Raw genomic sequence first — 16,276 nt, forward strand, 5'->3', positions numbered from 1 at the left:
CATGCCGTCCCATGCCTAGCTGCAGAGCCCAAATCCGTGACCGAATCCAGTACCGTCCTGACCCCTGACAATGCCACCCGGGAAGCCCTGTTGGAGACACAGCGTCGCTTCCTGACGGTCAATGAGGGTCGCCTGGCCCGCCTGCGTGACAGCCTGCAGGTGCGCCAGCAACAATGTCTGGACTTACTGCCGGTGCTGTTTCACTGCCATTTGCCCGGGCTGCCCGGCTACCTTGAGGACCCTTCGGTGCCCTCGGGGCTGGTTCAATATCAGCCTTCCAATGCCGCCACCACGCTCGCCCTGGCGTTTAATCGCACGCTGAAAGCGTCGCAGTTGCGCAACTACAATGCTCAGCTTATGGGCCTCTATCTGATGGGTTCCAGCGGCAGCGTGGCCCAATCGACCACCTCGGATCTCGACCTCTGGCTGTGTTACAAACCCGATATCGATCGCAGTCAGATGCTCTTATTGGAGGAAAAAGCCCGCGCCATCAGTGCCTGGGCGGAAGGGTTCAACCTTGAAGTTCACATTTTTCTGATGAACGCCCAGCACTTTCAAGGCAGCGATCAACGCTCACTGACGGGTGAGAATTGCGGTTCAACCCAGCACTTTTTATTGCTCGATGAGTTCTATCGAACCGGCCAATGGCTAGCCGGCGCCCTCCCCGCCTGGTGGCTGGTCCCCAGTGATCGCGAAACCGAACACGACGCTCTGCTAGAGCACTACCAGTCTAAAAGTCTGATTCGTCGCGACGAACAAATCAATTTTGGCCCCCTGCCTTCATTACCGCCGGGAGAATTCATTGGCGCGGGGATGTGGCAGCTGTACAAAGGCATTGAGTCGCCTCACAAGTCAGTGCTGAAGTTGCTGCTGCTGGAAGTCTACGCGCGCGAATTCCCGACCGTCACGAGCCTGGCCCACCAATTCAAGTCGGCAATCTACAACAATTTTCTAACGCTCAACGACCTGGATCCCTATATTCAGCTTTACCGCCGCATAGAAAACTACCTGACAGAACGTCAGGAGGCTGATCGTCTGGCGCTGGTGCGCCGCTGTCTCTATTTCAAAGTAGGCATCGCCCTGAGCCGACCTGCAAGGGCTCAGAGCTGGCGACGCCAGTTGATGCAGCAACTGGTCACTGAATGGGGCTGGACGTCCGCCGAGGTCACACACCTGGACTCACATCGGAGCTGGTCGGTGACCGACGTGATGCGCGAACGCAAATTACTGGTCGGTGAACTGACGCACAGCTACCGGTTCCTGACCCAGTTTGCCGCCGAGCATCAGAGCAACCACCTGATGAGCCAGCAAGATCTGCTGATCATCAGCCGAAAACTGCATGCCGCTTTCGACCGGCGCCGAGGCAAGATCGACTTTATTCGCTTCGGTCAGGATGTCGACTTCAGCTACGAGAAAGTGCGCATTTATGAACGCCCGAGCCAGCGAGCCGAAGGCGACAACTTCTGGGCCGTGTACACCCGTGAACCAGGGGCCGATACGGATCAGGAAACACCACTCAAATCAGCGCCCGGCCTGCTTGAAGCCTTGCTGTGGTGCCACCTGAACGGCCTGCTCGATGCGCACCTGCACATTCCAATATTCAGCCAACAAGGCCAGGCAACGGAATTTGAAGTGCGCAAGACGCTCGCGACCCTGCGTCAGGTACTGCCATCGGCAAGCCTCGAGAAGCCGCATCACACTTACTCGCAACCCGCTCAGATAGAGCGAGTGCTATTGTTCATCAACCTGGGGTTCGACCCGCTGCAACATCTGACGCGGCGCGGCCTGCAAAAAATTTCCGAACGCAGTAACAGCCTCGATTTCAGTGCTCTTAGGGAAAACCTGGTCGGCACTTTGGATGTGGTGGTTGAAAACTCCTGGGGTGAAATCACCGTAGAACGCTTTTCCCAGGCCGACTCGCTGACTCAGGCGTTGCAATTTCTACTGTCGAGACTGGCGAAACAAATCGCCAACCGACGTCCTGAGGTACGAGCCTATTGCCACAATCAAACACGACCCCAGTCGATTGGCAAACGGGTTCAGGATCTGTTCGACGATGCCATCAATGCGGCCAACCGCGCTTACCAGGGCCATAGCCTGAGGTTCCTGTATAATCTGGGCGACCAGTACCAGGGCATGCAACTGGGCGACAAGCAACTGAAACCGGTCAGCTTTGATTCCGAAACGGCACTGATCGACTGGCTGGGAACCGAGCAGGCCGAACGCTCTGCTATCTACCCTGACCGACTGTTTGAGTCCCATCGCAATCATCTAAAAGTGGTCTTGTCCGCGCAACCAACCGACGGTGGCTTACTAGTGGTGTATCAGGTTACGGGTCGCCAGGCGACGGTATATCTACTTGATGAACACGCCTCAGTATTGAAATTTACACAGCCCTTTTTCAACGTATCGACGCTGCTGGCTCCGTTACTGCGCTTTCTGAAAATCTCCGAACATCGCCAGCGCAGTGAAGAAAACGCCATTCACCTGAATCAGCGCAGCATCGGTTGTTTCGAAATGACTCAGGAAGGCAGCAAACTGCCCGTATTGAAGCGCCAGCGTTTGCAGGGGCTATTGCAGGAAAACCGCTTCATCAACATTCAGGCGTTCATGGACCGTCATGGTGAGGGGCAATACGAATATCAGATGATCTGCAATGAAGAAGAGTTCAGTACGCTGGAACTTGGCGACCGATTCTACTCGGCGGTCGCTTCTTACATCGTTGGCTTGCGCGCCCAGGGGTTACGATACCCTATGTACATCACTGACCTCGCCCTGTCCGACCGGATCATCGCCAGCCTGCCCTATGGACAGGCGCAGACCCTGCACTATGTGCGCGCCAAGTTGCGCCTGGAACAGCGCATAAACGATGCGATGCGACTCATTTGAGCCCGGTACACTCTGGTTACTAATGGGTTGTTGAAAAGTCTAGGGAGCAGGGTTCAATCCGATAGAGCCAGTTTGACCGACGCATTGGATTCAATTAATTAACCCGGGCAACCAGGCTCTCCAGGTATTCCAGATCGGGAATACTGGCTTTACCCAACTGGGTGATCACCGCCATCTTCTCTGCCTGGGCCATCGCCGCCTGGCTGTCTTCCCGTACGTCGGCATCACCGAGTTTCACCATGCGTGGAATGCCCTGAATCAGCATGCCGAAAAAACGGCTCTTTGCCTGGCTCGACACGGCGTTGAACACGGCAATACGGGCATCGCGCGCGTCTTGTCCGCGCACCTGACTGTTGGCCACTTCGAAACTGATCACCGGAATGCGTTCACCGCGCCAGTGCAAATGGCCCAGGTGCCAGGGTGGCGCATTGTCGGCCTGATCCAGTTCGGAGCGAGGCACCACTTCGGCAATGGACACATTGGGCACCAGCAGATTCTTTTGCTGCATGGGCACCAGAAGACTGGCGACAATGGCATCCTGATCGGTTTGCGCTACTGTTTTCATCGTTAATCACCTTGTTGCCACGCCTGCGGCACTGTCTTCAGGCTACCTGAGCCATTCGCTCAGCCAGCCAGGTCAAAAGTTTTTCGGCCAGTTCCACCGGGGTTCCCTGAGCATCGGCAACGCCAACCTCCTGAACCGAGTCAGGCATTGAGCTCTGCACACAGCTGTTAGCCGCCTGCACCCAGACGGTTCCGCCAGCGGCTCTGATATCGGCGGCGCCGATCGCGCCGTCACTGCCCATGCCACTGAACACAATGGCGTGTGCCCTAGCACCAAAGTGTGCAGCCACATTACTCAGCAAATGATCCAGGCTCGGTCCGTAAGGTCCCGACCAGGCATTGTTTTGCCACACGATGCCATGATTGTCGGTAAACCGGATCTCATTATCCACCGGTACCAGGTACACATGCCCGTTTTCCAGTTGCCGGCCATGGTCAGCATGCACGAGACTCAACCGAGTATGACGCCCAATCGATTGCTGCAGAGCGTCGACACAGCCAGCATCTATGTGTTGCGCGTACAGAAAGCTTGCGGGCAATTCTGCCGGCAGTACGTCCAGAAATTGTTTGACGGCCTCGGGCCCTCCCAACGAAGCACACAACACCCAAATCGGCCCAAGCTCTGTTTTGGGAGCCTGCTGCAACGACTCCGGTAACGAATAAACCGGTGGTGGTCGGGTCGCTCGCAATCGGTCAAGATCGAAGATGGGAGCTTGAGCTGGAGGCTGGGTTGCCGGTGCCAACGCCTGCAGCTTTTCCTGCATGCGCCGTTGCCAGCGCGGATAGTCTTCATGGGTACGGGCGGGAATTACCCCGTCACCAAACAGAATGGGCGACTCCGTGCTTTCCAGTAACGACTGCACAAAGTCATCCCACTGATCGTGTTTCTCCAACTCAACCACCCAGACACGAATGGTTTCATTGTGCATCAGCGCGGGCTTAAGGCGGTCCGGATCGGTATTAACGGCCACGTCATAGCCCGCTCCGACAACAACTTCCTGCAACAGGTGCTGTATCAGCGGCGTGTCGGCGATGATACCGACCCGACTGTGCTGAGACGCTGTCCCGGTCGCCGCCACTGCATTCATAGTGTGATCATGCCTCTATGCCCAGCAAGCGCTTAATGGCATCAACCAGAGGCCCTTCCTGGAAGGGTTTGCCCATGTACTCATTCACTCCGATCGACAAGGCCCGCTCACGGTGTTTGGCACCCGTACGGGAGGTAATCATGATAATCGGAATCTGCTTCAGACGGCTGTCGTGACGCACCCTTGAGGCGACCTCGAACCCGTCCATGTAAGGCATTTCGATATCCAGCAACATGATGTCCGGCACCCGGTCCTGCAATTGAGCAACCGCATCTGCCCCATGCTTGGCCAGAATCACTTCCATGCCCTGACGCTCCAGCAACCGGCTGGTCACCTTACGCACCGTCACTGAATCGTCCACGACCATGACCGTATATGGGCTGTCTTTGTCGCGCACGGGCTTCTTCGTTGCCGCCAGCGCAGTCTTCGGTGTTGGCAGCGTGGTAACACGGGAATGTTCGATCGCCAGCGAGCTCCGAATAAGAGCCGCGAGATCAAGAATGACCACCACTGAACCGTCACCGAGAATGGTCGCACCGGAAACACCCGGCACCGTACTAAACTGGGGCCCAAGCGTTTTCACCACGATTTCACGGCTGCCCATCAACCGGTCTACGTGCAAGGCCATGGAATGGTGTTCATCACTGCCTTTGACCAGCACTAGCGGAACGGGTGCGGTCAGGCCTTCGACATTCGGTGTGGCCCCGGTACGCAACAACCCTCCCATGTACTCCAGACGGTAGCGTCCTCCCGCGTACTCAAACAATGGCGCATCCGGGCGGTAGTATTCGGCCAGCTGCTTGGGTGTCACCCGCACGATCCCCTCGATGGAACTGAGCGGAATGGCGTAGTGGTCTTCTTCAATGTTGACCATCAGAGCGCGGTTAACAGACACCGTGAACGGCAGACGAATGGTAAATTGAGAGCCTTCGCCCAGCCGCGCATCAATGGCCATGTTGCCACCGAGTTGTTTGACCTCGGAATTAACCACATCCATGCCGACACCGCGACCGGAAATCTGGGTGACTTTCTCGGCGGTACTGAAACCCGCTTCTAGAATGTACTGCAGTATTTCACGATCGTTAAGATCCGCATCGGCGGCCATCAGGCCACGCTCAATCGCTTTACTCCGGATACGATCGACATTCATGCCGGCGCCGTCATCAGACAGTCGCAATACGATATCGCCGCCTTCGCGGGACAAGTCAAGGCGTACAGAGCCTTTCACTGTTTTACCAGACTGCAGGCGCTGGTCCGCGTCCTCGATCCCGTGGTCTACCGCGTTGCGCAGCATGTGCTCGAGCGGAGAAATCATTCGCTCCAGAACCGTACGATCCACCTCACCTTCTGCGTTACCAACAATGAAGTCGACTTGCTTACCCAATTCACCAGCCACCTGACGGACGATACGACGTAGCCGCGGTACCAAACGGTTAAAAGGCACCATGCGAGTTTGCATCAGGCCCTCTTGCAGCTCCGTATTGATTCGGCTCTGCTGCAGTAACAGGGTCTCTGCATCCCGGGTCTTGTCGGTTAATGAGCCCTTCAGCTCAGTCAGGTCGTAGGTCGCCTCCATCAAAGAACGCGACAGCTGTTGGATCTGGGAATAGCGGTCCATTTCCAACGGGTCGAAGTCTTCGTAGTTGGTTTCTTCCGCCCGCTCCTGACGAAACAGAATCTGGGCTTCGGTTTCCATATCGAGGCGCCGCACCTGTTCGCGCAACCGATCGATGGTCGAATCCATTTCCCCGAGGGTAAAGCCAAAATCGCTGACTTCCTGCTCCAGACGCGCCCGGGCGATCGATGTCTCACCGGCCAGGTTAACCAACCCTTCCAGCAGGTTGGCATTAACCTTGACGGTCTCCTGCGGCTGAGCCCGACGGTTGTCGGCCTTGCGCTCGGCTTCTTTGCGCTTGAATGGCAGGACATTGGTGCTCACTTCACCGGCATCGCTCGCAGGCTCCGTGTCGGCGCTTGTCGCGAGCTCTGTCGTGGCCGACGTGTCAGGTTCGCTTTGACCAATACCGGTAGTGACCTCAACCTGGTCCGGATCGTCCCAGCCATCCTCTTCAAGATCCCGCGCCATTTGGATAACGCTGGGACCAAAGCCAGCCCCACTGTTCGCATGACCATCGAGCAGCGTATTCATGGCTTCTACGCCCTGAACCAATTGGTCCTGGCGTGCCAGAATGTTGTTAAAGAAGACCTCGTCCAGTGCGTCCTTATTTTGCTGGGCCCGAACGATAAAGGTTTCGAACTCATGGCTCTGGTCACCCAGATCTTTCAGTCGGGCCAGTCGGGCACCACCTTTAAGGGTGTGCAAAACCCGCTTCATCTCATCCGCATGTGTTTCGTTACCCGGCTCCGCCTGCCAGTCTTCAATGGCCTGCTCTAGCTCATTCAGCAACTCACCAGCTTCATCAATGAAAATTTCCAGGATGTCGAGATCTACATCCGCAGCCAATTCTGCAGCTGGTGCTGGCTCAGGCAGTTTTTCATCAGAGTCAATGGGGTCGGCATCGCTGTGCGGTGCTTCCACCGGCTTACTCTCCGGAACAGGGGTTTCCTGCTCAGACACCGGGTTTTCTTGTCGGCTAACCTGCGTCATGTCGACCGGCCGGGCAGGCGCACCAGGATGCTTGCGAAAGTGGTTGATCGCGGCCACAAGATCCGGAGCTGATTCACAGCTCATGCTCGACTCAATGTCCTGGACCATGACGGCAAGGCGATCGTGGCACTGCTGAATCAGTTCGAGCAGTCCGTCAGACGCCTGATACTTGCCCTGTGCCAGCCCCTCATACAAAAACTCAAGTTCGTGTGCCAGATCACCCAGTGGCGAAATTTCGGCCATGCGCGCGCCCCCTTTCAGGGTATGCAGGTCACGCTGCAGGCTCTCTACCTCAAGGGTGTTGTTCGTATCTTCACGCCACTTTTCAAGTGATGACTGAATGCTGTCCAGGATGTCATTGGCTTCTTCCAAGAAGATATCCACCAACTCGGCATCGCCTTCAACCCGATAGCGCTGGGCCGCCTCGAACTCAGGCATAGCCACCTGTTCAGGCTCAACCACCCCCGCCTCGCTGGACTCAAGGTCCTGCCGAATCATGGAGCCTACCTGGTTCTTACTGGAATCAGCCGGCTCAAGAGGTGTGTTTTCCGCATCGGGCAGCAGTTGATGAAGACGCTCAACGAATAACGCATCCTGACGAATACTCTGACCGGCGGCGAGCCGGTCCATCATCGATATCAGGGATTCAAGACCGGTATTGGCCAGCTCGAAAAAGCGTTCGTCAGCGTCACACGCCTCACTCCGGGCGCCCTCGACCAGCAAGCCCAGGTTGTGACTGAGATCGGCTACCGGTAGCAAATCCACGGACTGGGAGGCCAGGGCCAGAGTATTGAGCTCCCGAATCAGCGCATTCACGTCAGCATCCGGCTCGCCTGCATCCTGCCACCGCTTGAGTATGGTTTCGGCACCCAACACCAGATCCATGCTGTCGGACATAAAAATCGACATCAGGGCGGGATCATCCGGCTCCTGACTGGGGTCAAGGCGCAACACCCGGTTATAGACGTCCTGGACCTTTGCTTCAAACGCGCCAGTATCAACCGGATCGCCTTTTGAAGCGTGGCGAATCAATGCAACCCCATCGGTCAGCACGGTCAAGAATCCCGGGTCGGCAACTTTGGAACGCTCTTGCATGTCCCGGACTAACTGCTCAAGCGGCTGCACCAGTTCCGCTACCGGCTCAACACTGGCCATGTGAGCCGAGCCTTTGATGGTGTGCAAGGCTCGTTGCAGCGAATCCGGCAACAGAGAAGACGCTGCAGCCTCATCGATGTAATGGTCAATGTATTCGAGGTGACTGGCCAGTTCGGCCTGAAAGATCTCCAGCAGCGTATCGGTGCTGCTGTCACTGCTCTCGATATCAAAGTTGGCCGTATCGAGATCGTCGAGATCGGTTTCTTCTACCTCTGCAACGGGCAATTCATCAAAGTCACTCCAGTCCGAATCATCATCCGGGGTTTCTGCCACCTCTGATTGGGGCAACTCAATATCGACATCAACGTCGGAGGGTTCGGAAGACGCAGGAGACTCCGGTGATGCCTCGCCCCAACTGACCGATTCGCCCTTGGCAAGCGCATTGGCAATGGCTGCAAGATAGTCAGCACGGGCGGTATCCGGTTTCAATTTTTTCTCAAACGCCGTCATCAGCGCGGGTACTTCATCAGTGATCTCTTCGATCACCCGCACCAGATCGTTTGAATGCGTAATGCTGCCTTCAATCAGGCGATTAAGCATGTTTTCAATCGACCAGGCTGTTTCCCCCACCACAGTGGCACCGACCATACGGCCACTGCCCTTCAGCGTATGAAAAGCCCGTCGGAACTCGGTCAGTGCCGCGCTGTCAGACGGGTCAGCCTTGTATCGTGGGAAGAATTCATGAATCGTTTCGAGAACTTCGGCGGCTTCCTCAATGAAAATTTCCAGGATGTCGTCGTCAATCAGGTCATCGTCAGCAGCCTCTGCTGTCTCGGCCACCGTTGGACTCGACTCGCCGGCACGTTCCGGATCATCGATGTCGGCACTGCTCTCATCGCCGGTTTCTGACGGGTCAGTCTCCGTGTCCAGAGCCAGCCAATCACTGGATTCCCCGTCGTCAGTCGGTGATTGGTCCGAGACCGGCCGGGCTTCTATGTCATCATCCCAGTCTGTCAGGGTCTCGAAGTCGTCGGTCGCTTCAATGTCGAGCTCGACGTCGGCGTCATCTTCAAGGTCACCGCTGTCACCCAGTTCCAGTTCCTGAAGTGACAGGTCCGGGAAATCGTCTTTGTCTGTTTCAACCGGTTCTTCCGCATCCGGCTCGGCAGCCGAGTCCGCTTCCGGAAAGAGGTTGATGGTGTAACCGAGCTTCGCAATCGAATCGGCGGCACGCTGCAGAATATCCAGATTGGTTCCGCTGCCATCCCGCGACAAACGTTCCAGATAGTATTCAACCCCCATAATGGCATCTGCAAGGGCATCCAACTCATTCCATTCCGGCGTGCGCTTGTTGCCCAAAAGTTGGTCTTCAACATAATCCTGAGCGTACTTCAGAACCGTCGCAGCCTGCTCCAGCGGTATCATGGTCAAGCCGCCGCGGATACCGCTCAGATCACGGGGCACCGCTTCCAGCTTACTGTGATCCCAGTGCGAGCCAATAAACTCGACAATGGCGTCTTTAACCTGTTCCAAGCCGTTGCGGGCTTCGCGAACAACCGCCTCCTGAGCACCGTCAAGACCATCATCGTATTCGTCACGGTCAAAACTGGCATCGCTGGCAATGCCAGACAGACTGGCTTCGACATACAGCAGGGCACCGGCGATGTCCATCAGCACGCCATCGTCTTTTAGCTCTGGCTCCTGTTGCGTGGTTTTTATCAGGTCGAGCTGTTCATTCAACACACGGCGCGGGTTACCCAGCCCCAGCACCGCCATGGTATCCGCCATTTGCTTGATACCAGGCTCTAACTCTGACAAACGGCGCGACTCAGTCACCCGGGTCCGCACCATAAGATCCAGTGAGTCCTTGAGTCTTGCCAGTTCCTCAAGCAAGGCTGACACAACGCTGCCGACGGTTTCCCGGTCAGGACCCGACAGGCGTTGTCGCTGCGTTTCAATTTCCGCTTCGTCGGGCAAGGCCTGACTGAGGTGATAGCTGTCCTGAATGTGTTGCACTCGACTCAGACCCGAGGCATCAATTTTGGCGAGGTAATAAAGCAGGTTCTTGAGCTGGTCCTCGTGCGGGTATTGCCCGGCCACGCCTACCGGATCGGCGAGCAATCGTTTCATGGCACCGTCAAGGTGCCGCAAAATGACCGTAATAGCAGCAGAACGTTCAATACGCCCTGCTTTGATTGCGCCAATGAAGGCATCAGCCACCTGCCATAACGAACCCATAGGGGTGCGCTCGGTCAAACCGACCAGTCGATGCACCGATTTACCCAAATATTCGAGGTTGTTGTCGGTGTCTTCGTTGCGTAACCAGCCGAGCAATGCCAACTGGTACATCTGACGCAGTTTGCGCAACAACTGGACCACGCTCGACTGCCCGATACTCTGGGTATCCGGCTCGCCCACAAACCGGCGAGAAGCAGACAAGTCAGGGGTGAACAACGCCGTTTCGGATAGCAGTGGCTCGCCTCGTGCCGCCCGCAAGTCATTCAACAATGGCAGAATAACAACCGGCAGATCACTTTGGCCGCGCTTGAGCTTCTCAAGGTAATTCGGCAACTGCAGAATAGCCTGCATTAACAGAGCGAGGTTATCCTGGCTCGGCGGAATATCACCGTCCACGATCGACTGATTCAGACGTTCCATTTCTTCAGCAAGCAAAGCTGCACCGAAAAACTCGACCATCTGCAAAGTGCCGTTTACCTGATGTATGTAGGCCAGGCTAAACTGAAGTCGAGTGGTATCTTCGGGCGTATCAACGAACGCTTCCAGGGCTTGCCGCGCCTGCTTAAGCGTATCGAAGATCTCTCCCTTGACCCATTCCAGTGCAACATAATCACGGCGTTCTGCCATGCCTGTACCCCTTTGTATTCATTTGTGTTTCAAGTAGGCCAACGCTCGTTCACCGGGTACGCGCGTCAGTTCAGGCATCTTCCAGTCCACAACTTCGCCCAGGCCCAGCACCAGCATGCCACCCTTGGCCAGTCGATTGGCCAGTTCAGACACGATTTCCTTGCGGCGCCACTTGCGAAAATAAATCAGCATATTCTGGCAATAAATCAGGTCCAGCTCTTTCATCGGTGATCGAGCCAGTTCCAGCACATTAAGACGGGTAAAACACACACGTTCCTGTAACGCCGGAGCTATCTGATACTGCCCCACCTGAGGCGAAAAAAACCGCTCGATCAGGCGTTTATCCAACATCTCGACCCGCCGCGCCGGGTACACACCCTGACGGGCGGTTTCAAGTGCCCGGGAGGAAACATCGGTCCCGGTTACGCCAAAATGCCTGACCTGGTCGCATTCACGACGTAACAAATCAGCCGTCATCATCGCCAGGCTGTAGGTTTCTTCACCCGTAGAACAACCGACACTCCAAATACTGAGCGGTCGGGTGATTTCATGAACACGGCGCGTCAGATGGTCTCGCGTCAGAGCAAAAGCGGCCGGATCTCTGAAAAACCGGGTTTCCTGAACGGTTACCCGGTCAATCAGGCAGTTCCATTCGATCAGCCCCGCATCGCCGCTGCGAATATAGCGGTAGTAATCCAGATAATCCGTAAAGCCAAGCTCACGCATGCGAATGGCCAGGCTGGTCTTCAGAAAACTGCGTCGCTGCTCTGACAACTGCAATCCGAGACGTTGCTCAAGCAATTCCTGCCAGGTGAAAAAGGCACGATCGCTCAATTCAGGAGCCTGATGTACGGACGCGCTCTGGGTCACCACGTTACTGCCTCATCCACATTCAGCGGTGCATCGCCGCATGGCCAGACCTACAGCCATGCGCCTCAATGTCCCTGAGAACTCTGACGAGGGCGCTGTTAAGCGACCTCATCGTCCAGTTCCGGGGCACCCAGCATATCCAGGTCGTCATCGCTGTCCGGCAGTTTGAAACCGGCCACCGAGGAACGCAGATCGTTGGCGAGCTGAGCCAGGTTACCAATAGACTTGGCCGTGGCGGTCGTACCGGCTGAGGTTTGCGAGGTAATCTCCTGAATCACGTTCATCGTATTGGAAATGTGACCGGCTGATGAAGCCTGTTGACGGGCTGCGTTGGAGATGTTCTGAATCAAGTCGGCCAGGTTTTTCGATACCGACTCAATTTCTTCCAGTGCAACACCGGCATCCTGTGCCAGACGCGCACCCCGAACCACCTCTGCCACGGTTTGCTCCATCGAGATAACCGCTTCGTTGGTGTCGTTCTGAATGGTCTTAACCAGTGCTTCGATCTGCTTGGTTGCTGCTGACGACCGCTCAGCAAGCCGCTGAACTTCGTCCGCTACCACCGCGAAACCCCGGCCTGCATCACCGGCCATGGAAGCCTGGATCGCTGCGTTCAGGGCCAGAATGTTGGTCTGGTCGGCAATGTCGTTAATCAACGATACGATGTCGCCAATTTCCTGCGAGGATTCACCGAGTCGTTTAATACGTTTCGAGGTTTCCTGAATCTGTTCCCGAATGTTGTCCATGCCATTGATGGTCGATTGCACCACGTCGGCACCTTTTTTGGCGATCGCAACCGACCGCTCGGCTACCGCCGCCGATTCCGCTGCGTTGGCCGATACCTGGTCAATGGACACCGCCATTTCATTCACCGCCGCAGAGGCGCCGGCAATTTCCTGAGCCTGGTGCTCGGAGGCTTCCGCCAGGTGCATGGCCGTTGCCTGCGTTTCCTGGGCTGCCGAAGATACCTGAACCGCTGTCGAGTTAATGGCCGATACCAACTGGCGCATCTGGTCGATCGCGAAGTTGATGGAGTCGGCAATGGCCCCGGTGAAATCCTCGGTTACCGTTGCCTGAGTGGTCAGGTCACCGTCTGCAAGGTCGGCCAGTTCGTCAAGCAGTCGCAAAATAGCGTTCTGGTTTTGTTCGTTTGTTTCAGCGGTTTCACGCAAGTCTTTCTGGGTGTCGCGAATAACCACGAATACGGCGATGGCAATCAGCACCAGGGCCAATGCACCCAAAGCGTAAATGACCAGTGCATTGCTCAAAGGGCGGGTGTCCGCTGCCTGCTGGATTTGACCAGCCAGGGTTGAAGCCTGCTCAAGCAAAACCTGCGAGTCAGAGAAAATGTTAGTAGCAGCCTCACGCACCTGGAACAACTCGGGAGAGGTTGCCATGATCTGTGTGACCGAGCCGGATACGATCTGGAACAGATTGGCAATTTCATCCAGCGCTTCACGCGCCTCTATGTCGTCAACACGGTCGATGTCGAGGTTGGCATTACCGTTCAGCATGCCATCCAGTACCCGTTGAAACAGTGCCGCATCCCGTTCAAAGGAGTCGGCCGCCATAACAGCGCCCTCGCCTCCGACCAAAACCCGGTTGATCGACCGGACAATCCGTTCGGCCAACCAGGCCTGACGCTGGGCAACCGCCACCTGACCCGCACCGGCATTCGTTTCCAGCAGGATTTCAACAACCTCGTCGTATTCGACCTGCAATTCTGGAATTCTTTCCGACAGCGTGTTGGCGGTTGCGTGCAAGTCAAGGATGGTTTCCTGAGACTCAACGATCAAATCCGAATTTTGACTAACCCGACTCCAGATACGCGACAAACTGCTGATGTCGACGTTGGGAGCATGTTGCGCCAGCGCAGGTGTTCCGGTAATCGTGTTGCCTTGCTGCACATAGTTGAAGCGTACTTCGAACTCGGCACGTGAACGCTGCAAAAGCCCAAAGGCTTGCTCCTGACCGCCCGAAGCCTCCGAGGAGTTCTTCGCGATTTCCTGCGACAACACTCGCATCTCGCCCGCGTGTTCAAGCAACTCCTGGTCGAAGGCACCCAATCTGAAATTCTGGTACACCACCGCGAACAAGCCCAGTACCACGACCAGCAGCGCGGCCAGCAGAATACTGAGCAATCGGTTGGTACCCAGGATGGTTAATAAATTTCCGGCTCTTTGTTTCATCGTTCGAACTCCAGTTCGGCCTCAGGCTGTGCTTCTGAAATAGAATCGTTCTGATAGTCAATTGCGTAAATGCAGGCTTGCGGAACGGCGTTCATTCAAACGCCTCCCAGATCAGCCTTTCCTTGGGTGTGCCGCACTGCAGAGCACTGCATTCGCTCACCCGATGACGGTCAGACCGCCACTTCCTGAAAAACGTCGTGTTCATAAAGATCCCCCATACTGATCACCGTCCAGATCTGACTGTCACGGACATAGTGGCCACGCACAAAGGGTTTAATCGTCTCGGGCAGAGCCGGGACATCGCCGGAGAGATCATCTACCGGAAAATATTGCATGCCCTCGACTGAGTCCACAATCAGCCCATCAATCTGGTCGTGCTGCTCGATGACCAGTATGCGGCGGTTGCGCATGGACTCCTGACTGGGTGTTTCAAAAAACAGATCCAGATCGATCAGCGGGATCAGTCGACCCCGAACATTCGATACGCCCTGAACCCAGGGTTTGACGTTAGGCAGGCGGGTCACGGACGGGACATTCAGGATTTCGGTGATTTCATCCATGGCGGCGACAAAGTAGTGCTCACCCAGCCGAAAACCAATACCACTCCAGGTTTCCCGCACTTCCTGTTGCTCGGGCAAACCAGCGGCCTGGGTACGACAGCGCGTTGCGATGTCACGAAGTAGCTGAATCGGTGTCAGGTCGGCCATGAGTATGCCGTCAGTCCTGAAGGTTGCCGGCGAGTACAGCCTCGACGGTCGACAGCAGTTGATCTTCAGCGACTGGCTTAACCAGGTACCCACTGGCACCTTGCCGACGACCCCAAACCCGGTCTGTCTCCTGATCTTTGGTGGTCACGATCACCACCGGGATGTGGGCGGTATCGGCACCTTTGGTCAATTGCCGCGTGGCCTGAAAGCCGTTCAAACCAGGCATTACAATGTCCATTAGAACAATATCCGGCAATTCCTGACGTGCCAGGGCGACTCCATCGGCTCCGTTATCAGCCGTCAATACTTCATGACCATGCTTTTCCAGCATACCCTGAAACGCATAGGTCTCAGTGGGAGAGTCGTCTACAATCAGAATCCGTGCCATGGTCCACCCGTTTATTTTTTAATCAATACATCAACAACAAAAAACCGCTCAGCCGAAGCGTGCGGTCATTATTTTACGTAATCCCGAATTGCCCCAAGCAACTCTTCCTTGCCAAAAGGCTTGGTCAGATACTGATCGCTGCCCACGATGCGGCCCTTCGCCTTGTCAAACAGGCCATCCTTACTGGACAACATGATGACCGGCGTTTCCTTAAAGGCACTGTTGTTCTTGATCAGTGCGCAGGTTTGATACCCGTCGAGACGAGGCATCATGATATCCACAAAAATAATGTCCGGTTTGGTATCGGCTATTTTAGCAAGTGCGTCGAAGCCGTCCGTCGCGGTGATCACCTCACACCCGACTTTTTTCAACAGCGTTTCCGCTGTGCGCCGTATGGTTTTGGAGTCGTCAATGACCATCACCTTGAGGCTTTCAAAGCTGTTTTCCATAGGTCATCCCAGGGTTGAAAGCTATATTTTGAGTACCACTCTTTAGGTACCAGGCTGCAGTTAGCGTACCAGTGACTGAGCTTGCATGTCTGGCCCATGCAGGCACTGATGTGCTGTATAGCGCTTGCAGGTCAGATTATGTCTGCCCTGCTGCGTAACAAAAACTGCTCCCGGCAACACAACTTTCTACCCCGACAGCCAAAATCGGGGGAAATCGTCGACTGCTGTCACGCCCGGAGGCTCTGTTACTGGCCGTCTATTACCATGGCTAGAACTTTTATCACAGAATCTAGCTAGTGCCCGTCCATAAACGGCTAAGCTTCTGAAAATAAAAGAAAAATCTCGATCAGAGGGTTAAAAAGGCCCTAATACTTTGTAGAATTGTCTTCGACAAAAAAGCAAAGCACAAAGAAAAGGGCCTTACCATGCGAGAATCCCGCACGGCACAGAACAGTTTACTTGATGTGTATGCACCACACAAGTTTGGCTTGTTCCTTAGTAATCTATCGCGGGTGCTGGACGCTCACCCGGAGATACTCCCATTGCTGGAGGAAGACTTCCGCG

The 16,276-nt window shown here is 55.5% G+C and carries 9 protein-coding genes; 1 reads left to right on the forward strand and 8 read right to left on the reverse strand.

Annotation, left to right across the window (positions count from 1 at the left end; all coding sequences use genetic code 11):
* Positions 1-36 precede the first annotated feature (36 nt).
* On the forward strand, positions 37-2,889 hold the full coding sequence (locus tag G565_RS0112205; protein WP_028671175.1) for a class I adenylate cyclase: 2,853 nt from the start codon (positions 37-39) through the stop codon (positions 2,887-2,889).
* A 94-nt stretch (positions 2,890-2,983) separates the two neighbouring features.
* Here the strand turns inward: G565_RS0112205 and G565_RS0112210 are convergent, their stop codons facing one another.
* The 8 genes from G565_RS0112210 to pilG form a co-directional block, all read right to left on the reverse strand.
* Positions 2,984-3,454, reverse strand: a complete 471-nt coding sequence (locus G565_RS0112210) for a chemotaxis protein CheW (RefSeq protein ID WP_028671176.1) — start codon at positions 3,452-3,454, stop codon at positions 2,984-2,986.
* A 37-nt stretch (positions 3,455-3,491) separates the two neighbouring features.
* Positions 3,492-4,541, reverse strand: coding sequence for a chemotaxis protein CheB (locus G565_RS0112215; protein WP_051207843.1), 1,050 nt, complete (start codon positions 4,539-4,541; stop codon positions 3,492-3,494).
* Positions 4,542-4,548: 7 nt separating this feature from the next.
* Complete coding sequence (locus tag G565_RS0112220) at positions 4,549-11,109, reverse strand: Hpt domain-containing protein (protein ID WP_028671178.1); 6,561 nt, start codon at positions 11,107-11,109, stop codon at positions 4,549-4,551.
* Between the two features lie 18 nt (positions 11,110-11,127).
* Positions 11,128-11,982, reverse strand: a complete 855-nt coding sequence (locus tag G565_RS0112225) for a CheR family methyltransferase (protein WP_084649368.1) — start codon at positions 11,980-11,982, stop codon at positions 11,128-11,130.
* Positions 11,983-12,077: 95 nt separating this feature from the next.
* Positions 12,078-14,168: a methyl-accepting chemotaxis protein gene (locus tag G565_RS0112230; RefSeq protein ID WP_028671180.1), complete on the reverse strand. Its 2,091-nt coding sequence runs from the start codon at positions 14,166-14,168 to the stop codon at positions 12,078-12,080.
* Positions 14,169-14,338: 170 nt separating this feature from the next.
* Complete coding sequence (locus G565_RS0112240) at positions 14,339-14,875, reverse strand: chemotaxis protein CheW (RefSeq protein ID WP_028671181.1); 537 nt, start codon at positions 14,873-14,875, stop codon at positions 14,339-14,341.
* 10 nt (positions 14,876-14,885) lie between these two features.
* Positions 14,886-15,263 carry a twitching motility response regulator PilH gene (gene pilH / locus G565_RS0112245; RefSeq protein ID WP_028671182.1) on the reverse strand — a complete coding sequence of 126 codons (378 nt, stop codon included), beginning with the start codon at positions 15,261-15,263 and terminating at the stop codon, positions 14,886-14,888.
* Between the two features lie 68 nt (positions 15,264-15,331).
* Positions 15,332-15,712 carry a twitching motility response regulator PilG gene (gene pilG / locus G565_RS0112250; RefSeq protein WP_028671183.1) on the reverse strand — a complete coding sequence of 127 codons (381 nt, stop codon included), beginning with the start codon at positions 15,710-15,712 and terminating at the stop codon, positions 15,332-15,334.
* Positions 15,713-16,276 lie beyond the last annotated feature (564 nt).

It is taken from the genome of Saccharospirillum impatiens DSM 12546 (assembly GCF_000423605.1).
Lineage (GTDB): Bacteria > Pseudomonadota > Gammaproteobacteria > Pseudomonadales > Natronospirillaceae > Saccharospirillum > Saccharospirillum impatiens.